Source organism: Rhodanobacter sp. C01 (assembly GCF_002001045.1).
GTDB lineage: Bacteria > Pseudomonadota > Gammaproteobacteria > Xanthomonadales > Rhodanobacteraceae > Rhodanobacter.
In genome coordinates this window covers 717119-736420 of sequence record NZ_MUNR01000014.1, presented here as the reverse complement: position 1 = coordinate 736420, position 19302 = coordinate 717119, and the positions used below count along the sequence as shown (strand labels likewise).

Genomic DNA, 19302 nt, shown 5'->3' with positions numbered 1-19302 from the left:
GCACCCTGTGCGCGAATGCTCTGAGGTGATTTTGCGAAAAGCATTCGCGCACAGGGTGCGCTCCTACAGCCGGCGGCGCGAGCCGAACCTCAACGATCCAGCGGACTCAGCACGCCCTGTCCGCCGCGGTTGAGCACATGCGTGTAGATTTGCGTGGTGGCGACATCCTTGTGACCGAGCAACTCCTGCACGGTACGCACGTCATAACCCGCCTCCAGCAAATGCGTGGCGAAGCAGTGGCGCAAGGTGTGTGCACTGACCGGCTTGGCGATATCCGCCAGCACCCTTGCACGCTTCATTGCCCTGGCCAGGATCCGCTCATCGAAGTGATGCCGGCGAAAGGTGCCATCCAGCGGATCACGTGAGCGCTGCAGCGACGGAAACACAAACTGCCAGCCGAGTTCCCGTGCGGCCCTGGGATATTTTCGAGCGAGCGCATGAGGCAATCGCGTCTCACCGAAACCGCCTGCAAGATCCTCCTGATGAAGGCAGCGCGCACGTTCAATCTCGCGCTGCAGCGGTTCGACGAGTGCGCGCGGCAACATGGTGTGACGATCCTTGCCACCCTTGCCGTCTCGTATGGTAATTTCGCCGCGGCGGAAATCGACATCCTTGATGCGCAAGCGCAAACACTCCATCAGGCGCATGCCCGTGCCGTAAAGCAGGCTGGCCAAGAGCCACGGCCGCCCATCCATCGCAGCCAGCAACCGTCGCGTATCTTCCACCGACAGCACCGTCGGCAACCGGCGCGGGCGCTTGGCCCGCACCATGCTGTCCATCCACGGCAAGTCCATGCCAAGCACTTGCCGATATAGAAACAGCAACGCCGACAACGCCTGATTCTGTGTGCTGGCCGCCACATCTCCCTCGACCGCGAGACTGCTCAGAAAACGCTCAACCTCGACCGCGCCCATCTCGCGCGGGTGCCGTTTGTTGTTAGCCAATATGAACCGGCGCATCCAGGCGAGATACACCTTCTCGGTGCGCAAACTGTAATGTTTCAACCGCATGTGGCGCCGAACTTCATCGAAAAGCCGCGGCACGCGCGGCACTTCGCCATCAGCAGATATACCGCTACTTCCAGGGTCATAAGACATATCCAGCCACTCCCTGCTGTTTTCCAGGCAGTCTCCTCGACTAGACCTACCTGACAGAACAGGGCAAGTTGCTGATCGCCTGTAGGAATATGGCTTGACGGCAACGGGTGTGATGCTGAACGATCCGACGCTATACCCCGGATATGGGGTCTACTTAGCGTTAGGCCTCATAGGAGCTAGTTGACGGTCCCATGGCAGCAAACAACGAAGAAATTCTTTCTCATGTCGAAGCCCTCGGCGGTGGTTATGTCTGGGAGCCGGAGATCTTCGCCGTTACCCTTATGAAGGTTCCCGTCACTGATACTCAGGTTGCTGGCCTTCAAGATCTTCGAGGCGTGCAGCAAATTGCGCTCAACGCATCCAATCTCTCTTTTGCTGCTGTTGAGGCAATTGCCCGCATTCCGGCACTAGCATCACTCGTACTTTCCGGCAGTACGTTCTCAACCGAGCAAGTGGCAAAGTTGCAGCTCATTTGTCCAGAGGTTCTGCTGGTCGCAGCCGCGGCCTAACATTTCGTTCAAGGCGGACGGCTTCGCCGCCGCTTAACTCCAGCGTTAGGCCTCATAGGAGCTAGTTGACGGTCCCATGGCAGCAAACAACGAAGAAATTCTTTCTCATGTCGAAGCCCTCGGCGGTGGTTATGTCTGGGAGCCGGAGATCTTCGCCGTTACCCTTATGAAGGTTCCCGTCACTGATACTCAGGTTGCTGGCCTTCAAGATCTTCGAGGCGTGCAGCAAATTGCGCTCAACGCATCCAATCTCTCTTTTGCTGCTGTTGAGGCAATTGCCCGCATTCCGGCACTAGCATCACTCGTACTTTCCGGCAGTACGTTCTCAACCGAGCAAGTGGCAAAGTTGCAGCTCATTTGTCCAGAGGTTCTGCTGGTCGCAGCCGCGGCCTAACATTTCGTTCAAGGCGGACGGCTTCGCCGCCGCTTAACTCCAGCGTTAGAGCTCATCATGGCAAAGGCCGAGATTATTCGAGCACTTCTGAATCAAGGCCACGCGCCAGAACTACGTGACCTCTTGTTCGGCTCGTCTCCGTACACCGACAAAGCCGCAAGAGCGCCAAAAGCAGATCCGCCTCCTCTTACGCACATCAAATTGGTAGCCGCAGCCCGCAATCACCTAGTCTTCGTATGCAAGTTCGGTACGCAAAAAGATCATGTCATCGAAGGCCACATGCACCATTTTTCTCACAAAGAAAAGTTTGAGCACTGGCTGGCTGAGGATGCGCCCGGAGTCACAGAATCAGAGCTAAAGCGGTTGCTCAAAGCAACTTCATGATTACCAATCGATTTGGCAATATGCTCTAACAACTCGTTCAAGGCGGACGGCTTCGCCGCCGCTTAACTCCAGCGTTAGACCGCATGAACTACTCCCTTAGCTATCGCTCATCTCGATCCGAAGTCTGGCGCTTTTACTGGGACGCTTGGAGAGCGCGTCTTTGGCGCGTGCATCTGCTTGTCGCCGCTGTACTCGCGTTTGTGCTGCCCGACATACTTGGTGTTCCTCCTGCAATCCGCTCCTACGTGCTGTACTTCTTTGGTGCTTTGCCAGCTGTAACGCTCTTCTTTGCTCTGTGGCCGCAAGTCATGTTCAAGAGCAAAGAACGCACTCTTCTTGTCGGGCCGGATGGCTGGTCAACCAAAATTGGCAACAAATCTGGCTCACGACGCTGGGCGGAGATTGCATCGGTTCAAGAAGCAAGAGACTCTGTGGTAATCACCAGCACTACGGGCAATGCTCTAATCGTTCCTGCACGCGCGTTCGTGGACGACGCGTTCAAGGGTCAGTTCGTCAAAGACTCGCAAGCATGGCACCGCGCGCATGCGGTCTAACATTTCGTTCAAGGCGGACGGCTACGCCGCCGCTTAACTCCAGCGTTAGGCCCCAAGAACAGGGAGCGAGGGGAAATGAACGACTCGGTAAAGCGATGGTTCCTGATCGTCACTGGCTTGCTGGGCGCAATTTCCAGCGGCGCGTTAATCCTTTCATCACTCAGGTCAGGTGTGACTCCAGGCCCAAGTCTCGCTTGGTGGGTCACCGACACCAACTATTCAAGCGCGGCACATCCTTCGCAGTATGGGTTTATGCTTTTCGCGTACATCGCCGGGCTCATCGGCTTTGCTTGGCTTGCGTGGCACTCATATCGCAACTAGCAATCGCCTAACAGTTCGTTCAAGGCGGACGGCTTCGCCGCCGCTTAACTCCAGCGTTAGGTATCTATGACATCCCTTCAGCGGCTTTCAGCATCATTGCTTCCCTACCGTAAGAAGCTTTTTGCTACAGCCATGATCGGGCTAGCCGTTTCGGTCGCTCTAATTTTTCTTGCTCGTTCCGTCATTGGCTTCGCACTAGCTGGGCCATTGGTGTGCTTGCCATGGGGGCTTATGTGCGTTGCGGGCGCTAAAAATTCACTTCTTACGGCATTCTTTCTCATGCTGGCGCTTGTTGGTATTGCGTGGCCCTTCATTGTTCTTCTAGGTTAGGCACCTAACTAATCATTCAAGCGGACGCCTCCGGCGCCGCTTAACTCAGGCGTTAGAGCCAATGCCGATTCGAGCCGTAAATGATCCACAAGTAATTGCCGCTTGGGCACAAGCGACATCGACGTATCGCAAGCGATACAAACTTGTGCAGCCCTCCATCGGCTTGGCAGCGTTGGCCTGTATAGCTGCCGGCGTCTATCTGCAAAACATCTATATTGTTGCCCTGTTCCTTGTTTTCTTTCTTGCCCTCATGATCGCTCGCGCCGCAGAGAGAGTCAGCTTGGTCTGCCCCCACTGCTCCCAAACTCCAGTCAGTCCATTCGAGCGGGCATCACCCCTAGACATCGACTATTGTCCGCACTGCTTCTATTGGCTTAAATCTCCGTGGTAGGCCCTCGCAAGGGGTCTAACTACTCGTTCAAGGCGGACGGCTACGCCGCCGCTTAACTCAAGCGTTAGGTTTTAAAGCATGGCTGCATGGCTAGCCCAAAACATAGCTGCTCTCAGCGCCTTGGGCGCCGCGATTGCGTTTGTGTGGTCGGCCATTCAGTTCATTCTCGTACGCGGCCGCGAGCAAAGGGCGCAAGAGTTCGAGGCTTACCATCGGCTCATCAAAGAGCTTGTTCAGCCGGATCCTGCCTCCCAAGTCGCATGGATCGACAGGCAGGTGGCCGTTGTTTTCGAGCTGCGGCACTTCAAAAGGTACTACGAGGTCACAGGCCGCATACTCAACAACCTCCGCAACAAATTCTCGGTAGACCCTGAGTTTCAGTGGCCATATTTAATCAACGAAATTGAGTTGACTCTCCAACATATCGGCGAGCAACCTAACCCGTCGTCCAAGCGGACGCGCGAAAAGCCGCGCGCCGCTTAACTCCAGCGTTAGGTGCCTCTGTGAATTCATGGGATCGGGAAAAAATCACAGAGGCTGTCAAATCGGCAGCTGACCGCTATGGATTTCATAACCATCAACAGTGTCAGCAACTTGCAATTGACTGCAGCGATGCACCATCAAGAGAAGTTTTCTTCGGGCTATTCTCATTTTTCTTCGATCCTTCTTTGCAAGAGAACAAATTCGAGCGGCAGCGACTCGCCGGGAAACTTTTGCTCTCGGTTGCTCCACCGTCGCCTCTTGCTCTGGACGGATCTGTTTTCGCTGCGGCAACCATTTGGGATCGCGGCGTCGAAGAGCTCCCATGGTATTGGTGCCGAAACTTTGGCAAACAAGTCGTTGTAGAATTTCTTTCAGACTTAGTTGGCGATTGCGAAGAACCGAACTTGAAGAGCAACGTAGAGACAATGCTTCTCCTGGCTCATGGATATGGAAACGGCACCTAACCAATCATTCGAGGCGGACGGCTTCGCCGCCGCTCAATTCCAGCGTTAGAGCTCATGACCATTACGACTTTTCGCGGGTTAAAGTGCGATGACCTCGATCCAAGTCGATGGGATCATCATCTATGCGTCCACATGCGTCCGCTCATCGACGGCGATGCTGGCTTTGACAAGCTACATATCATCAAGATGTTGGTAGGCTGCAACCGTAGCGCCGAAGTTTTTGCGTTCGTGTCCGGAGAGCTTCCACAAATATCAAAGAGTGCTCTAGCCGCCATTTCGCCACAGTTGCAGCTTGATCAATCAAGCATCTGTTGCAATAGCTGCTGGTGCTACCTGCATCCAGGTAATGCGCTCTAACTACTCGTTCAAGGCGGACGGCTTCGCCGCCGCTTAACTCCAGCGTTAGGCTACATACCAACGGCAATGGCAAATCTCGACTTTTACGCTGCTGCAGACGACCTTCGAGAACTCTTCCGGTTTCTTTTTGGTGAGACAGACATCGTCGTATACGAATCATCGTCCGAGCACAATTTGCCCGTGCGTCAATTCCGCTCTCTGCCTGCTCTGGAGGAGGTCATTGCACTTGGCAACTATCGAGCAGCATATCTCCAACTTTGGTCGCCGTCGGTGATGGTTGAGCCCGTGATTCGTCGCATAGATATGGCTGGGTTGCCCCAAAGCCCGCATCGCTATTCAGTTGAAGGTGCTGGCCTGATGCAGTTGTACCTCAGTGGCATACAAGAAGGCGTCATTCATCACACGCACTTCGGCCACTGGAGCGAAGCTGGTGCGCGGCAAAGCTCCATCCACCCAGCTGGCGATTGCAACTGGCGCGAACTATCAAAACTGTCGGGGCAAGTCCAACGCCATATACGCAACAAAATGGCTTGCGCAAAGCTGCATGCTCGCCCAGTCTTGCGTCATGCGTATACATCTGTCCAAGAAGGGGCAGCGTTATGGTTCGGCCCGGAAGTTCACGGAGCCACGTCCGCAGGCATTGTTCCTAGCTCTGCGGCCTAACCACTCGTTCAAGGCGGACGGCTTCGCCGCCGCTTAACTCCAGCGTTAGGCTTTATGAAATCGAGCACCAAGGACATCGTGCTGCTTCTGACTGGCCTTCTTCCAGCCATCATCATCGTATTTTTGGCGTTCGTTTTGGTTCCAGGTTGTATCGCCTTCTATGCGCCTGTTTCTGGCCAACTTCCACCTCAAGCCAAGGTCGTATTCTCGTTCTACTACCTGTGCTTGGGCTTGCCGGTTTTGGTCGTGTGCGTCTGGTTGTTTTGGCGCAAGCGATTGCAACGTGGCATTGCTGCAGCTGGCTTCGGTATCGTTGGCAGCATCACGCTAGGCTTGTTCGGTTGGTGGGCAACATACCAACCACAACTCATCTTAGAGCTCATTCGGCGGTCGAGCTCCTAGGCCGGCCTAACTACTCGTTCAAGGCGGACGCCTCCGGTACCGCTTAACTCCAGCGTCAGGCATCAGCCAGCCCTCTATGGACGACCCAAAACTCAGCTTCGCAACACAGGCAAAGTGGGAGGCTTGGCTTGAGCGAAGCGGGAGTACCTCGTCAGGTGTGTGGCTCCGCCTGGCGAAGAAAAGTGCAGCCGATGCAACCGTCTCCTACGCCGAAGCGCTGGAAAGTGCCCTGTGCTACGGGTGGGTCGACGGTCAGAAGCAGGCAGAGAGCGCGCACCATTGGCTTCAGCGATTTACGCCTAGAGCCGCCAGGAGCATTTGGTCGAAGATCAACAGGGCGAAGGCGGAAGCTCTGATTGCATCGGGGCGAATGCGCCGGGCCGGCCTGGACGAGATCAATCGAGCCAAGCAGGACGGTCGTTGGGATGCCGCTTATTCATCCGCGAGCAATGCAACCGTCCCAGGTGACTTGCTGGAGGCGCTTGAAGCGAATCCGAAAGCAAAGGCCTTCTTTGCGACGCTCGACAGTCGGAATCGGTACGCTGTCCTGTTCAGGATCCAGAACGTGAAAAAACCGGAGACCCGCGCAAAGAAGATCGCTCAGTTCGTCGAAATGCTCAACAACGGCGAAAAGCTCCACCCATGACTCCGCAGCTGATGCCTGAACCTTCCATTGAGGGAACGTCTCCCCGCAGGCTACATGTCAAGCATCATGTTTCCACCAGCACTGAGATCAAACATGAAATATAGAGAATTGGAAGAATCCGCGCTAAAACTCAACGAGCTTTATGAGGAGCTCGAAATCAAGTTGTATGGTCGAGTTTGGAGCACGGAAGAACTGGCGCTCGGATTCGTAGGAGACATCGGTGATTTGGCAAAACTGATTCAGGCGAATGCAGGTATTCGCAACATCGACGATTTCAAATCAAAACTAGGCCATGAATTATCAGATTGTCTGTGGTCGGTTATCGTTCTTGCCAATAAATGCGGCATTGATCTGGAGGCGGAGTTCTCCAAGAATATTAAAGGACTAATGGAATATGTATCCAAGGAACTCGAAACATAAAAACTGTTGCTGAGCGACCAAGGGGCATTGCCACGACGCTTGCTTGCACGACCACCGCGCCAACTCGCTTTGGCGCCAGAACAAGGCGTTAGCCGTCTTTCATCTCGTCTTGATCTCTCCTGACACCATGTTGTCAGCAGGTCTGCTGGAAACTCTTTGACGGCGCCGCGTCGATGGTGATGCAGCGTGACTCGTCAACAATCGCTTGGGACAAGGCCAACACTCCAATTTGGAGGCCCGAATCTCTCACTTCGACCGGAAGGAAAACGCATGAACACTCTCGATATTGCCAACAAGCTGGTGGACCTCTGCAAGCAAGGAAAGAACGATGAGGCGAAGGCGTTGTACGCTTCCGACGCTGTGAGCGTAGAAGCGATTACGATGCCAGGCGCAGAGCAAGAAACAAGAGGCCTTGCAGCCATCAAGGCGAAGGGCGAATGGTGGCGTGCCAATCACGAAATCCATTCGGCCTCTGTCACGGGTCCGTGGCCCCATGGCAATAGGTTCGTTGTCGGATTTCAATACGACGTAACGAACAAGCCCTCCGGCCGGAGAATGAAGATGGACGAAGTTGGACTCTTCACCATTCAGGATGGAAAGATCGTACGCGAGGAATATTTCTACGCGGGTGGAGCGTGAATGGCAGAATCCATCCGCCTGAAGATCGGCTGTATCTAAGCGCCCGCTGCCCAACCCTTCCTTCAAGCGGACCCGGCTACAGCGGTCCGCTTGATTAGCGCGTTAGGCAGCAGGAGGAAACTTCAAGTCGCCCTAGTCCATTCACTTGCTCTTGCCACCTAACCATTCGCGTCCGCCCAACATCTCGTTCAAGGCGGACGGCTTCGTCATTGCTTGACTCCAGCGTCAGGCATCAATCGAAAGGAAGGCATGAAAATGACACGCGTCCGAGTTGAGAGCTTTACCATCGCGCTTGACGGATACGCGGCTGGTCCGAATCAGGACATCGGGAATCCGCTCGGCGTGGGCGGAACAGATTTGCACCAGTGGTTGGTCCCGACACGCACGTTCCAACAGATCCTGTTTGGCGCCAACGATGGCGCAACGGGAATCGATGACGACTTCGCTGCGCGAGGCTTCAAGAATGTTGGCGCCTGGATTCTCGGAAGAAACATGTTCGGACCGATTCGCGGTTCCTGGCCCGACATGAACTGGAAAGGCTGGTGGGGGGACAACCCGCCCTATCACGTTCCTGCTTTCATCCTGACTCATCACGCGCGCCCGCCCATCCAGATGGAAGGTGGAACGACATTCCACTTCGTCACAGGCGGTATACACGAGGCGCTTGACCGGGCACGCGACGCAGCCAACGGAATGGATGTGCGCATTGGCGGCGGAGTCCACACTATCCAGCAATATCTTCGTACAGGCCTCATCGATGAGTTGCATATCGCTATCTCACCGGTCCTGCTTGGCAGTGGAGAGCGACTGTTCGAGGGGATTGACGTGCGCACCCTGGGATACGAATGCGTTCAGTTCGTCGCGTCGGGGAAAGCCACCCACGTTGTACTCCGGCGCCAAGGGCACAATGACGCCTGACAACCGATATTCGCCATGGTGGATATCAGCAAGACTGCCGCACCGACGGGAGAAATATGAGCGATGACTGTCCCGCGTTCTGCGCCATCTACCGCTGGCGCCTGCATCCTGGGTCCGAAGAGACTTTTGTCCAGGCCTGGTCGCGAATCACTCAGTTACAACTGACCGAGCGAGGTTCGTTGGGTTCGCGCTTGCACCGTGGCCCAGACAACATCTGGTACAGCTATACGCAGTGGCCGTCCGCTGCTGCAAAGGCTGAAGGGCTCGCTCGCACGTCTGTCGATCCTGAAGCCTGGCAGCAGTTGCGCGAATCCATCGCCGAGAGCCTGCCAGAATTGATCCTCGAGCCGATATCGGATTTCCTGGTTCCGCTTCGGGCTGGTGACACCTGACAATTCATTCAAGCCGAACCGATCGTTCCTAGGGCTTGGCGGCCACCCCGCACAGCTTCTCCAGCAACTCGGCCTGCACGTTGCGGGCGGGCTCGCCGCTGGCCACGGGCGCACGCAGGTACTGGCCGTCAGGCTGCAGCAGCAATGCGCTGGTGTTGTCGCCGAGATAGAGATCCAGTGTATTGCGTACGCGCTGCTGCAGTTTCTTGCCTTCAAGCGGGAACGCGGATTCGACGCGGCGATCCAGGTTGCGTTCCATCAGATCGGCACTGGCCAGATACAACTGCGGGTCGCCGTCGTTGGCAAACCAGTAGGCGCGGCTATGTTCGAGGAAGCGTCCGATGATCGAACGCACGCGGATGTTCTCGGAGACGCCTTCCACGCCGGGGCGCAGGCAGCAGACGCCGCGCACGATCAGCTCGACGTGCACGCCGGCGATGCTGGCCTTGTACAACGCACGGATCACTTTCGGTTCGGTCAGCGCGTTGACCTTGATGATGATCTGCGCCGGCTTGCCGGCAGTGGCGTGCGCAGTCTCGCGCGCGATCAGCTCGAGCAGGGCCTTCTTCAGCGTGAACGGTGCATGCAGCAACTTCTTCATGCGCAACACCTTGCCCATGCCGGTGAGCTGGCTGAACAGCTTGTGCACGTCCTCGCACAAGGCCTCGTCGGAGGTGAGCAGACTGTAGTCGGTGTACAGGCGCGCGTTGCCGGTGTGGTAGTTGCCAGTGCCCAGATGCGCGTAGCGCACCAGTTCGGTGCCTTCGCGGCGCTGGATCAGCATCAGCTTGGCGTGCGTCTTGATGCCCACCACGCCATAGATCACCATCGCCCCGGCCTGCTGCAGCCGTGAGGCGAGCGAGAGGTTCGATTCTTCGTCGAAGCGTGCGCGCAACTCGACCACGGCCGTCACTTCCTTGCCGGCGCGCGCCGCGTCGACCAGGGCATCGACGATTTCCGAGTTCGCGTTGGTGCGATACAGCGTCTGCTTGATCGCCAGCACCTGCGGGTCCTTCGCTGCCTGGCGCAGCAAGTCGACCACCGGCGAAAACGATTCGTACGGATGCAGCAGCAGCACGTCCTGCTTGCCGATCACCTGGAACAGGTCTTCGGCGTGCTTGAGCGACTTCGGCAGCGCCGGCGTGAACGAGGGGTATTGCAACTGCGGATAGCCCGCCTCGCTGGCGATGCGGAACAGCCGCGCCAGGTTGACCGGACCGTTCACTTCGTACAATTCCGATTCGTTGAGGCCGAACTGCTTGAGCAGATAATCGGTCAGGTCCTTGGGGCAGTTGTCGGCCACTTCCAGCCGCACCGCGTCGCCGAAGCGACGTGAGTAAAGTTCGCCGCGCAAGGCCAGCGCCAGGTCCTCGACGTCCTCGGGATCGAGCGTGAGGTCGGCGTTGCGGGTCAGCCGGAACTGGTAGCAGCCGAGCACCGTCATGCCGGGAAACAGCTCCTCGGCGTGGGCATGAATCATCGAGGACAACAGCACGTAGTTGTCACCGCCCTCGCAGATTTCCAGCGGCATGCGGATCAGCCGCGGCAGCACGCGCGGCGCCGGCACGATCGCCAGGCCGGAGTCGCGGCCGAACGCATCGATACCATCCAGCCGCACGATGAAGTTCAGACTCTTGTTGACCAGCAGCGGGAATGGATGGGTCGGATCCAGGCCGATCGGCGTGATCAGCGGTGCTACTTCCTCGCGGAAATAGCGGCGCACCCACAGCTTCTGCCGGTGCGTCCACTGCGTGCGGCGGACGATGCGAATGCCCTGCCCGGCCAGCTCCGGCAGGATGCGTTCGTTGAGGATCGCGTACTGCCGTTCGATCTGCTTGTGCGCGATCTCGCTGATCTCGGCCAGCGCGCGGCGCGGCGGAATGCCATCCGGACCGATCAGCTCGTGATCCAGTGCGATCTGGCCTTTCAGCCCGGCCACGCGGATCTCGAAGAACTCGTCCATGTTGCGCGAGAAGATCAGCAGGAACTTCAACCGCTCCAGCAGCGGCGTGCGCTCATCCAGCGCCTGGTCGAGCACGCGGATATTGAACTGCAGCTGGGACAGTTCGCGATGGATGTACAACCGGCTGTCACCCAGATCCACCGTCGGCGGCGTCGCGGATGGCAATGCATCGTTGGCGGCTGGCACGGAGGCGTCTGGCGGCAGGGTCTCGCGGATGATGCGGCTGTTCATTGGTGCAAATCCATGATCCGGTCAGAGAGATCGCGCAGCCCGGGAACTGTCACAAGAATCGACATGGTAACCCCGTGCCGGCATGGCAGTGGGGATGTGACAGGGCCAGACGCGGCCAACCCAGCTTGCCACCCGACTTTGACATACCAGTGACCGTAGCCACGTCATGTGGCGACCAGACAGCCGGTGGTTCATGCATCGACCACGCTGCGATCGATGCGTTCGTGCGATGCCAGATAACGGCTGGGCGCAGCACCGAGCACCCGCCGGAACGCCGCCGTGAACGCGCTGGCGCTGCTGTAGCCCAGATCGACGGCTACCTGGGTGATCGATTCGCCACTGCCCAGCCGGGTCAGTGCCACCAGCAGACAGGCCTGCTGCCGCCATGCGCTGAAACTCATGCCGGTCTGCTGGCGAAACAGCCGGGTAAAGCTGCGCCGACTCATGCCTGCCTTGTGCGCCATCGCGTCGATGTCGATCTCCAGCGCCGGCGCCGCCATCAGGGCGCGGCACAGACGGGTCAGCCTCGGGTCGCGCGGCAACGGCGTGTTCAGCGCCAGTGCGGGCATCGCGGCGATCTCGTCCAGCAGCAATGCCATCACCCGGCCATCGCGGCCGTCCAGCGCGTACTCGGCTGGCAGATCCACCGCTTCAAGCAACAAGGCGTGCAGCAGCAACGACACACCGATCACCCGGCAATGCCGCGGCAACTGCGCCGAAGCCTCGTCCCGCACATAGGCGCTGCGGGTGGATACCACGCCACTCATGTGCACCTCGTGCGCGACGCCGGCCGGAATCCACAGCGCGCGGCGCGGCGGCACCACCCAGCTGCCCTCGTCGGTGATCACCGTAACCACGCCGGTTGCGGCATACAGCAGCTGGCCGCGCTTGTGGGCGTGGCGTGGCAGGACGTAATGCGGCGGATAGTCGTTGCCGGTGGTGACGACATCGCGCGGGGTGTCTTCGTAATGGGTGACACGTGCGTTGCGCATGATGAGCAGCGATTTGGCCCGAATTCGACAGAAGCTGACCCACCAATGCATGCGGGCCGACGCCAGCCACTCTAAAGTGATGCCCTTGGCGATGCAATGCGCCACCCCTTCCCCATCCCCGAGAATTTTCCATGGATACCCGCGTCGACGAGGCGAGCCTGCAGGTTCAGCCGATGGCCCCGCCGGTGACGACTTCTTCGCACCACAACGAAGGCACCGCCTTCGGCGTGCTGGGCGGCATCAGCTTCGCGCACATGCTCAACGACATGATCCAGTCGCTGATCCTGGCGATCTATCCGATCCTGAAAAGCGACTTCCACCTGAGCTTTGCCCAGGTCGGATTGATCACCCTGACCTATCAGCTCACCGCCTCGATGCTGCAGCCGCTGGTCGGCATGGTCACCGACCGCCGGCCGATGCCGTACTCGCTGCCGGTGGGCATGGGCTTCACCCTGTGCGGCCTGTTGTTGCTGGCGGTGGCGCCGAACTTCCCGATCCTGCTGGTCGCCGCTGCACTGGTCGGCACCGGGTCGTCGGTATTCCATCCGGAATCCTCGCGAGTGGCGCGAATGGCGTCGGGCGGCCGGCATGGCCTGGCGCAATCGCTGTTCCAGGTCGGCGGCAACACCGGCTCGTCGCTGGGGCCGTTGCTGGCCGCGTGGATCATCGTGCCGCACGGGCGCGGCAGCGTGGCGTGGTTCTCGCTGGCGGCGCTGCTGGCGATCGTGGTGCTGCTGCAGGTCGGCCGCTGGTATGCGCAGCATCATGTCGCGCGCAGCAAGTCGGCGGCGCGGCACCTGACGGTCGTGGCGCTGTCGCGTCACCAGATCATCGGTGCACTGGCGATCCTCGGCCTGCTGATCTTCTCCAAGTATTTCTATCTGGCCAGTCTCAGCAGCTATTACACCTTCTACCTGATCCACAAGTTCGGCGTGTCGGTGCAGAGCGCGCAGGTACACCTGTTCGTGTTCCTGTTCGCGGTGGCTGCCGGCTCGCTGATCGGTGGCCCGATCGGCGACCGGATCGGGCGCAAGTGGGTGATCTGGGTATCGATCCTCGGCGTAGCACCGTTCACCCTGCTGCTGCCGCACGCGAACCTGATGTGGACTGGCGTGCTGACGGTGATCATTGGTCTGATCCTCGCTTCGGCGTTCTCGGCGATCCTGGTTTACGCGCAGGAGCTGATTCCGGGCCGGGTCGGCATGATCTCGGGGCTGTTCTTCGGCTTCGCGTTTGGCATGGGTGGCATTGGCGCCGCAGTGCTCGGCGGACTGGCCGATGCGCATGGCATCGAGTACGTCTACCGGCTGTGCGCGTATCTGCCGTTGATGGGGTTGATTACGGTGTTTCTGCCGAATATCGAGAAACGGGCTCACGCGTAGCTTCTTTGTTGGAGCGGCTTCAGCCGCGATGATTTGCTCTGGGTTGGGTGATTTGAAGCAGAGCTTTCACCCTCCTTCGAAGGGCGAGGTACTTCTCTTTTGCTTGTCCAAAAGAGAAGTACCCAAGAGAAAACGACACCCCGCTTACGCGCCTTGCGGGCTTTCCTCCACCCGCCCGCCGCTTCAGAGGGGCTCCGGGTAGAGCGACGCGCATCCTGTGCGTACTTTTTAGAAGTGCCAGATCAAAAGCGGAGGAAAACCGAAGCCACGGGAGAGCGATGCTTAGCTCTTGCAGTGGCTTCTGAGCTTTCAGCCTTTCAACGAGTGCGGGCCACGATGGCCCACTGCTCTACCCGGGCCCCTGTGCGGCGATGAGTCGGGGACGACAGGCCCCGCAGGGGGAATCGGCAGGATGCCGATTCCTTTTCGTCTGCACAGGGATGTGCTGTCGAAAAGCCCGGCCCCGGCTCACCGGACTTGCCGGGCATGGATGGCCGGCAAGCGCCAAGCGGGGTGGCCTTCTCTTTTGGTTATTTTTCTCTTGGCCACGCAAGAGAAAAGTAACTCGGGCTCCGCAGGAGCACGAAAGCCCTTTGCTTTGGATCAAGCAAAAACCAAGCTGAGCATTGCGGGTGCGTAATCAGCTCAGCGCAGCAGATTGCTGCGCGCCAGTTCGATCAATTCATCACCGCGCCCATTCATCACCGTCCGCAACGCCCACAGACTGAAACCCTTCATCTGCTCGAGCTGGATCTTCGGCGGCATCGACAACTCCTGTCGATTGGTCACCACGTCGACGAGAGCCGGGCCGTCGTGGGCAAAGGCATCGCGTACTGCCTTTTCCAGATCGCCCGGATCTTCCACGCGCACACCATAGATACCGGCGGCACGCGCCACGGCAGCGAAGTCCGGATTGTCCAGGGACACGCCCACCGGCAGGAAGCCGGAGGCCTTCATCTCCAGTTCCACGAAACCCAGGGTGCCGTTGTTGAACACCACGATCTTCACTGGCAGCTTGTGCTGCACCAGAGTCAGCAGATCCCCCATCAGCATGGTGAAGCCGCCGTCACCGGACAGGCTGACCACTTGTCGCTTGGGATACGCGGTCTGCGCACCGATTGCCTGCGGCATCGCATTGGCCATCGAGCCGTGCACGAACGAACCGAGCAGGCGGCGACGGCCGTTCATCTGCAGATAGCGTGCAGCCCAGATCGTGGGAGTGCCGACGTCACAGGTGAACACGGCATCGTCGCTGGCTGCGTCACTGACCACCTTGGCGACGTACTGCGGGTGAATCGGTTTGTTGCCGGCTTTGCCGGTAGCCAGGTCGTTGAGGCCTTCGCGTGCCTTGCGATAGTTGGCCAGGCTGTTCTTGAGATGGCTATCATCCGTGGCGGGTTTCAGGCGCGGCAACAACGCCTCGATGGTGGCGTTGACGTCACCGACCAGGCCCATGTCGAGGTGACAGCGGCGCCCCAGATTTTCGGCACGCAAGTCGATCTGGCAGATCTTCGCATCGCTGGGAAAGAACTGCCGGTACGGAAAATCGGTGCCGAGCAGCAACAGCGTGTCGCAATCCATCATCGCTTCGTAGCCGGAGCTGAAGCCGATCAGGCCGGTCATGCCGACGTCGTAGGGGTTGTCCCACTCGACGTATTCCTTGCCACCCAACGCGTGCACGACCGGTGCCTTCAGCATTTCCGCCAGACGGATCACCGCATCGTGCGCCCCCGCGCAACCGCGACCGCAGAACAAGGTGACCTTGCGGCCGCTGCCGAGCAACTGAGCCAGCTGATCTAGTTGTGCGGGTGGCGGCGTAACCTGTGGTGCTGGCGCCAGCAGGCCGGCGGTGGAAACCACCGGACCGGAAGCGGCCGACAGGGCGACATCGCCGGGTATCACCAGGACCGCCACGCCACGCTTGGCGATCGCTGTGCGGATCGCGATGGCCGCGGCGCGATGGATCTGCGAAGCGTCGCTGACCAGTTCGCAGTAGTGGCTGCATTCCTGGAAGAGGTTCTGCGGGTGGGTTTCCTGAAAATAGTCGCTGCCGATTTCCACGGAAGGAATATGCGCGGCGATGGCCAGCACCGGGGTACGCGTGCGCTGCGCGTCATACAGCCCGTTGATCAGGTGCAGGTTGCCCGGTCCGCAGGAGCCTGCACAAACGGCCAGCTCGCCGGTCAATTGCGACTCGGCGCTGGCGGCGAAGGCCGCGGCCTCTTCATGCCGATAGTGAAACCAGCTGATGTCCTTGCGCTGACGCAACGATTCGGTGATGCCGTTGAGGCTGTCGCCGACCAGTCCGTGGATGCGCTTCACCCCGGCCTGGACGAGGGTTTCGACCAGTACATCGGCAACGTTGCTGATTCCCATCGCGGCATTCCTTCATGACCGTGGCAAGTCACCCATGCTGGCATGGGCGCTATTTCGGTTGCGTGAAAGGGGTGCCTGAGGCAGCAGGTAATTCAGACGGCGCCGATCACCACCGGTTCCGGCTCCAGCCGCACACCGAACTTTGCCTCGACACCGGCGATCACCCTCTGCGCCAGTGCCCACAGCTCGGGGCCACTGGCCTTGCCGTGGTTGACCAGCACCAGCGCATGCCGATTGGAGATGCCGGCATCGCCTTCTCGGACGCCCTTGAAGCCGGCCGCCTCGATCATCCAGGCTGCGGATATTTTGCAACGGCCGTCCGGCTGCGGCCACACGGCCAGCCCGGGATGTTCGCGCTTGAGCGCATCCGCCAGCGCCGCGTCGATGATCGGGTTCTTGAAGAAGCTGCCGGCGTTGCCGATCACCATCGGATCGGGCAGCTTGCTGGTGCGCAGGTGCACCACCGCTTCGGCCACATGGAACGGCGCGGGCTTGTCCACACCCATCCGCGCCAGCTGTTCGTTGATGCCGGCGTAATCCGTGCGCAGCGGGCGACTGCGCGGCAGCACGAAACGCACGGCAGTGACGATGTAACGCCCCGGCTCATGCTTGAACAACGAGTCGCGATAACCGAATGCGCAGGTCGCATGATCGAGCGTCACCACGCGGCGTTCGCGGATATCCCACGCCTCCACACTTTCGATGAACTCCGCCACCTCGCAGCCGTAGGCGCCGATGTTCTGGATCGGTGCGGCGCCGACGGTGCCGGGAATCAGGATCAGGTTTTCCAGGCCGGCGTAGCCCTGACCCAGGGTCCAGCGCACGAAGTCGTCCCAACGCTCGCCGGCAGCTATTGCGATGCGCGCGCTGTCACCATCACTCTCGACTTGAACGCCGCTTGTGGCAAGCGCTTCAGCATGGACGCCGCGGGTTTCCATCGCCAGCACGGTGCCGTCGAAGTCGCCGGTGAACAGCATGTTGCTGCCCTCGCCCAGCACCAGCAGACGCCCGTTGCGCACGGCCGGGAAATCGAGCAGTTCAGGCAGTTTCGTGGCGTCGCGGATCTCCGCCAGAAGCTTCGCCCGTGCAGCTACGCGCAACGTATTGCGATTGGCCAGCGAGGCATTTTCGATGAGCGTGTAGCCGCCCATGTCCACTCGCTCCGCTGGCATGTCCGTGCGTTCAGGCAACATTTGCAGCCTCGCGCTGACGACGGATTTCATCGACGCATTCGCCGACCAGCTGCGGCCCGCGATAGACCAGGCCCGAATAGACCTGTACCAGCGAGGCACCGGCGTCGAGCTTCTCGGCCGCATCGCTGCCATCGAGGATGCCGCCCACACCGATCAGCGGGATGCGCCCCTGCAGGCGCTTGTGCATGCCGGCAAGCACCCCGGTGGAACGTTCGAACAGCGGCTTCCCGGACAACCCGCCGGTTTCGCCGCCATGCGGATCGTCAGCTACCGCTGCATGGTCGATCGTGGTGTTGCTGCAGATCACTCCGTCGATACCGGTGCGCAGCAGCACCTCGGCGATCGCATCCAGCTCGGTTTCGGTGAGATCCGGCGCGATCTTCAGCAGCATCGGCTTGCGCCGGCCATGTTGCGAGCCCAACCGTTCCTGCGCCGCGCGAAGCAGCGAAATGAACTTGTACAGCGTGGCTTCCTGCTGCAGGTCGCGCAGGCCCTGGGTGTTCGGCGAGGAGATGTTCACCGTGACATAGCTGGCATGCTCGTAGACCTTGTGCAGGCAGGTCAGGTAATCGTTGACCGCCTTCTCGTTCGGCGTGTCCTTGTTCTTGCCGATGTTGATGCCGAGCACGCCGTGGTAGCTGGACTGCTGCACGTTGCGTACCAGCACATCGACGCCGCCGTTGTTGAAGCCGAGCCGGTTGATGATTGCCTCGTGCCGCGGCAGCCGGAACATGCGCGGCTTGTCGTTGCCCGGCTGCGGCAGTGGCGTCACCGTGCCCACCTCGATGAAGCCGAAACCGAGCGCGTTCAACGCGTCGAGATGCTCGGCGTTCTTGTCGAGGCCCGCGGCCAGGCCGACCGGATTGGGAAACGTGATGCCGAATACCGTAGTCGGCAGATCCGCCGGCGGTTGGGCGATCCAGCGCGCGAAGTTGCTGCGCTGGGCCACGCCCAGACCGTACAGGGTGAGGTGATGCGCGGTCTCGGGGTCAAGCTTGAACAGCAGCGGGCGCAGGTAGTCGTACATGGTCAGGCCAGATGTCCGGCAAAGATGCGGGTGTCGTAGTCGAAGCTTATCGTGCCGCGCTCGGCGCAGGCGTCGAACAGTTCGCGCAACGCGTGCAGCATCGGCTCGTGTTTCGGATGGCCGGCCTGGGGCGCATACGACGAGGACATCAACCTGCCCCGCAACGCGTCGAAATCGAGTCGCTGGCCATGCTCGAAACTGGCGCTCCCGCGATACCCCGCACCAAACCAGGCACGCATGCGTGCATCGTCGGCATAGCGCTCTGCGACGCTGGTGTAGTCGGTGCCGTAAGTCTGCAGCAAGGCCTCGTAGCCTTCGAGAAAACGCGTGCCGGTCAGCCGACGCGAATTCCACCAGATTGCCGCCAAACCACGTGGCCGCAGTATGCGCGCGAATTCGTGCCGTGTCGCCTTCTCGTCGAACCAATGGAATGCCTGCGCTACGGTGACCAGGTCCATGCTGGCACCGGCAAGCCCCGTCGCATCCGCGGTGCCGGCCACAGCCTTAAATCCATCGTATGCATGCAACCACTGTTCGGCAGCGGCACGCATCGGCGCATTGGGTTCCACCGCCGTCACGTGATAGCCGGCGTCGAGAAACATCTTCGACGAGATGCCGGTGCCGGCGCCGATGTCGGCAACGCGCCAGCCGGCATCGATGCCCTGCTCGCGCTGCAGCCAGTCGAGCAAGGCCGATGGATAATCCGGCCGGTAGCGCACGTAGTCGTCGACACGATCACTGAAACGCGCGGTAGAGTGCAGATCGTTCATGTCA

At 59.6% G+C, this 19302-nt stretch carries 22 protein-coding genes; 15 read left to right on the top strand and 7 right to left on the bottom strand.

Annotation, left to right across the window (positions count from 1 at the left end; translation table 11 throughout):
- Positions 1–89: 89 nt before the first annotated feature.
- Positions 90–1097, bottom strand: a complete 1008-nt coding sequence (locus tag B0E50_RS17530; protein WP_077442573.1) for an integron integrase — start codon at positions 1095–1097, stop codon at positions 90–92.
- A 191-nt stretch (positions 1098–1288) separates the two neighbouring features.
- Here B0E50_RS17530 and B0E50_RS17525 point away from each other — a divergent pair, with 191 nt between their 5' ends.
- The 14 genes from B0E50_RS17525 to B0E50_RS17480 all read left to right on the top strand — a co-directional run bounded on the left by B0E50_RS17525 (position 1289) and on the right by B0E50_RS17480 (position 9364).
- On the top strand, positions 1289–1606 hold the full coding sequence (locus tag B0E50_RS17525; protein ID WP_077442572.1) for a hypothetical protein: 318 nt from the start codon (positions 1289–1291) through the stop codon (positions 1604–1606).
- A gap of 76 nt (positions 1607–1682) precedes the next feature.
- Complete coding sequence (locus B0E50_RS17520; RefSeq protein ID WP_077442572.1) at positions 1683–2000, top strand: hypothetical protein; 318 nt, start codon at positions 1683–1685, stop codon at positions 1998–2000.
- Between the two features lie 57 nt (positions 2001–2057).
- Positions 2058–2384, top strand: a complete 327-nt coding sequence (locus tag B0E50_RS18090; RefSeq protein WP_139350747.1) for a hypothetical protein — start codon at positions 2058–2060, stop codon at positions 2382–2384.
- An 83-nt stretch (positions 2385–2467) separates the two neighbouring features.
- Positions 2468–2938 (top strand): YcxB family protein, encoded by a 471-nt coding sequence (locus B0E50_RS17515; protein WP_139350746.1) that lies wholly within the window; start codon positions 2468–2470, stop codon positions 2936–2938.
- Between the two features lie 75 nt (positions 2939–3013).
- Positions 3014–3259, top strand: a complete 246-nt coding sequence (locus tag B0E50_RS18295; RefSeq protein ID WP_217343307.1) for a hypothetical protein — start codon at positions 3014–3016, stop codon at positions 3257–3259.
- A 799-nt stretch (positions 3260–4058) separates the two neighbouring features.
- A complete protein-coding gene (locus B0E50_RS17510; RefSeq protein ID WP_077442571.1) occupies positions 4059–4463 on the top strand; it encodes a hypothetical protein in 405 nt (134 codons plus the stop codon).
- A gap of 20 nt (positions 4464–4483) precedes the next feature.
- Complete coding sequence (locus B0E50_RS18085) at positions 4484–4927, top strand: hypothetical protein (RefSeq protein ID WP_139350922.1); 444 nt, start codon at positions 4484–4486, stop codon at positions 4925–4927.
- Positions 4928–5350: 423 nt separating this feature from the next.
- Complete coding sequence (locus B0E50_RS18080) at positions 5351–5947, top strand: hypothetical protein (RefSeq protein ID WP_139350921.1); 597 nt, start codon at positions 5351–5353, stop codon at positions 5945–5947.
- Between the two features lie 54 nt (positions 5948–6001).
- A complete protein-coding gene (locus tag B0E50_RS17505) occupies positions 6002–6349 on the top strand; it encodes a hypothetical protein (RefSeq protein WP_077442570.1) in 348 nt (115 codons plus the stop codon).
- 76 nt (positions 6350–6425) lie between these two features.
- Positions 6426–6995 carry a YdeI/OmpD-associated family protein gene (locus B0E50_RS17500; RefSeq protein WP_077442569.1) on the top strand — a complete coding sequence of 190 codons (570 nt, stop codon included), beginning with the start codon at positions 6426–6428 and terminating at the stop codon, positions 6993–6995.
- 93 nt (positions 6996–7088) lie between these two features.
- Positions 7089–7415 (top strand): MazG nucleotide pyrophosphohydrolase domain-containing protein, encoded by a 327-nt coding sequence (locus B0E50_RS17495; protein ID WP_077442568.1) that lies wholly within the window; start codon positions 7089–7091, stop codon positions 7413–7415.
- Positions 7416–7685: 270 nt separating this feature from the next.
- Positions 7686–8054 carry a nuclear transport factor 2 family protein gene (locus tag B0E50_RS17490; RefSeq protein ID WP_077442567.1) on the top strand — a complete coding sequence of 123 codons (369 nt, stop codon included), beginning with the start codon at positions 7686–7688 and terminating at the stop codon, positions 8052–8054.
- A 249-nt stretch (positions 8055–8303) separates the two neighbouring features.
- Positions 8304–8972: a dihydrofolate reductase family protein gene (locus tag B0E50_RS17485; protein ID WP_254427333.1), complete on the top strand. Its 669-nt coding sequence runs from the start codon at positions 8304–8306 to the stop codon at positions 8970–8972.
- A gap of 56 nt (positions 8973–9028) precedes the next feature.
- Entirely contained in the window at positions 9029–9364 is a 336-nt protein-coding gene (locus B0E50_RS17480; protein ID WP_077442566.1) for an antibiotic biosynthesis monooxygenase family protein, read from the top strand.
- 28 nt (positions 9365–9392) lie between these two features.
- Here B0E50_RS17480 and ppk1 read toward each other — a convergent pair whose 3' ends face one another.
- Positions 9393–11558 (bottom strand): polyphosphate kinase 1, encoded by a 2166-nt coding sequence (gene ppk1 / locus B0E50_RS17475; RefSeq protein ID WP_077442565.1) that lies wholly within the window; start codon positions 11556–11558, stop codon positions 9393–9395.
- A 191-nt stretch (positions 11559–11749) separates the two neighbouring features.
- Positions 11750–12550: a helix-turn-helix transcriptional regulator gene (locus B0E50_RS17470; RefSeq protein WP_077442683.1), complete on the bottom strand. Its 801-nt coding sequence runs from the start codon at positions 12548–12550 to the stop codon at positions 11750–11752.
- A 131-nt stretch (positions 12551–12681) separates the two neighbouring features.
- Between B0E50_RS17470 and B0E50_RS17465 the strand changes: the two genes are divergently transcribed.
- The gene (locus tag B0E50_RS17465; protein ID WP_139350920.1) at positions 12682–13932 is read left to right on the top strand and encodes an MFS transporter; all 1251 of its coding nucleotides are present in this window, start codon (positions 12682–12684) and stop codon (positions 13930–13932) included.
- Between the two features lie 645 nt (positions 13933–14577).
- On the opposite strand, the gene poxB is transcribed toward B0E50_RS17465, so the two are convergent.
- The 4 genes from poxB to B0E50_RS17445 form a co-directional block, all read right to left on the bottom strand.
- Complete coding sequence (poxB, locus tag B0E50_RS17460; RefSeq protein WP_077442564.1) at positions 14578–16308, bottom strand: ubiquinone-dependent pyruvate dehydrogenase; 1731 nt, start codon at positions 16306–16308, stop codon at positions 14578–14580.
- A 92-nt stretch (positions 16309–16400) separates the two neighbouring features.
- The gene (gene murB, locus B0E50_RS17455) at positions 16401–17459 is read right to left on the bottom strand and encodes a UDP-N-acetylmuramate dehydrogenase (protein ID WP_077442563.1); all 1059 of its coding nucleotides are present in this window, start codon (positions 17457–17459) and stop codon (positions 16401–16403) included.
- Between the two features lie 31 nt (positions 17460–17490).
- Complete coding sequence (locus tag B0E50_RS17450; RefSeq protein WP_077442562.1) at positions 17491–18528, bottom strand: quinone-dependent dihydroorotate dehydrogenase; 1038 nt, start codon at positions 18526–18528, stop codon at positions 17491–17493.
- A 2-nt stretch (positions 18529–18530) separates the two neighbouring features.
- Positions 18531–19298 (bottom strand): class I SAM-dependent methyltransferase, encoded by a 768-nt coding sequence (locus B0E50_RS17445; RefSeq protein ID WP_077442561.1) that lies wholly within the window; start codon positions 19296–19298, stop codon positions 18531–18533.
- Between the last annotated feature and the right edge of the window lie 4 nt (positions 19299–19302).

Bases quoted from the DNA above. Each gene is read 5' to 3' on its own strand.
- B0E50_RS17530 (WP_077442573.1), bottom strand. From the start codon at position 1,097: ATGTCTTATGACCCTGGAAGTAGCGGTATATCTGCTGATGGCGAAGTG.
- B0E50_RS17525 (WP_077442572.1), top strand. From the start codon at position 1,289: ATGGCAGCAAACAACGAAGAAATTCTTTCTCATGTCGAAGCCCTCGGC.
- B0E50_RS17520 (WP_077442572.1), top strand. From the start codon at position 1,683: ATGGCAGCAAACAACGAAGAAATTCTTTCTCATGTCGAAGCCCTCGGC.
- B0E50_RS18090 (WP_139350747.1), top strand. From the start codon at position 2,058: ATGGCAAAGGCCGAGATTATTCGAGCACTTCTGAATCAAGGCCACGCG.
- B0E50_RS17515 (WP_139350746.1), top strand. From the start codon at position 2,468: ATGAACTACTCCCTTAGCTATCGCTCATCTCGATCCGAAGTCTGGCGC.
- B0E50_RS18295 (WP_217343307.1), top strand. From the start codon at position 3,014: ATGAACGACTCGGTAAAGCGATGGTTCCTGATCGTCACTGGCTTGCTG.
- B0E50_RS17510 (WP_077442571.1), top strand. From the start codon at position 4,059: ATGGCTGCATGGCTAGCCCAAAACATAGCTGCTCTCAGCGCCTTGGGC.
- B0E50_RS18080 (WP_139350921.1), top strand. From the start codon at position 5,351: ATGGCAAATCTCGACTTTTACGCTGCTGCAGACGACCTTCGAGAACTC.
- B0E50_RS17505 (WP_077442570.1), top strand. From the start codon at position 6,002: ATGAAATCGAGCACCAAGGACATCGTGCTGCTTCTGACTGGCCTTCTT.
- B0E50_RS17500 (WP_077442569.1), top strand. From the start codon at position 6,426: ATGGACGACCCAAAACTCAGCTTCGCAACACAGGCAAAGTGGGAGGCT.
- B0E50_RS17495 (WP_077442568.1), top strand. From the start codon at position 7,089: ATGAAATATAGAGAATTGGAAGAATCCGCGCTAAAACTCAACGAGCTT.
- B0E50_RS17490 (WP_077442567.1), top strand. From the start codon at position 7,686: ATGAACACTCTCGATATTGCCAACAAGCTGGTGGACCTCTGCAAGCAA.
- B0E50_RS17485 (WP_254427333.1), top strand. From the start codon at position 8,304: ATGAAAATGACACGCGTCCGAGTTGAGAGCTTTACCATCGCGCTTGAC.
- B0E50_RS17480 (WP_077442566.1), top strand. From the start codon at position 9,029: ATGAGCGATGACTGTCCCGCGTTCTGCGCCATCTACCGCTGGCGCCTG.
- ppk1 (WP_077442565.1), bottom strand. From the start codon at position 11,558: ATGAACAGCCGCATCATCCGCGAGACCCTGCCGCCAGACGCCTCCGTG.
- B0E50_RS17470 (WP_077442683.1), bottom strand. From the start codon at position 12,550: ATGCGCAACGCACGTGTCACCCATTACGAAGACACCCCGCGCGATGTC.
- B0E50_RS17465 (WP_139350920.1), top strand. From the start codon at position 12,682: ATGGATACCCGCGTCGACGAGGCGAGCCTGCAGGTTCAGCCGATGGCC.
- poxB (WP_077442564.1), bottom strand. From the start codon at position 16,308: ATGGGAATCAGCAACGTTGCCGATGTACTGGTCGAAACCCTCGTCCAG.
- murB (WP_077442563.1), bottom strand. From the start codon at position 17,459: ATGGGCGGCTACACGCTCATCGAAAATGCCTCGCTGGCCAATCGCAAT.
- B0E50_RS17450 (WP_077442562.1), bottom strand. From the start codon at position 18,528: ATGTACGACTACCTGCGCCCGCTGCTGTTCAAGCTTGACCCCGAGACC.
- B0E50_RS17445 (WP_077442561.1), bottom strand. From the start codon at position 19,298: ATGAACGATCTGCACTCTACCGCGCGTTTCAGTGATCGTGTCGACGAC.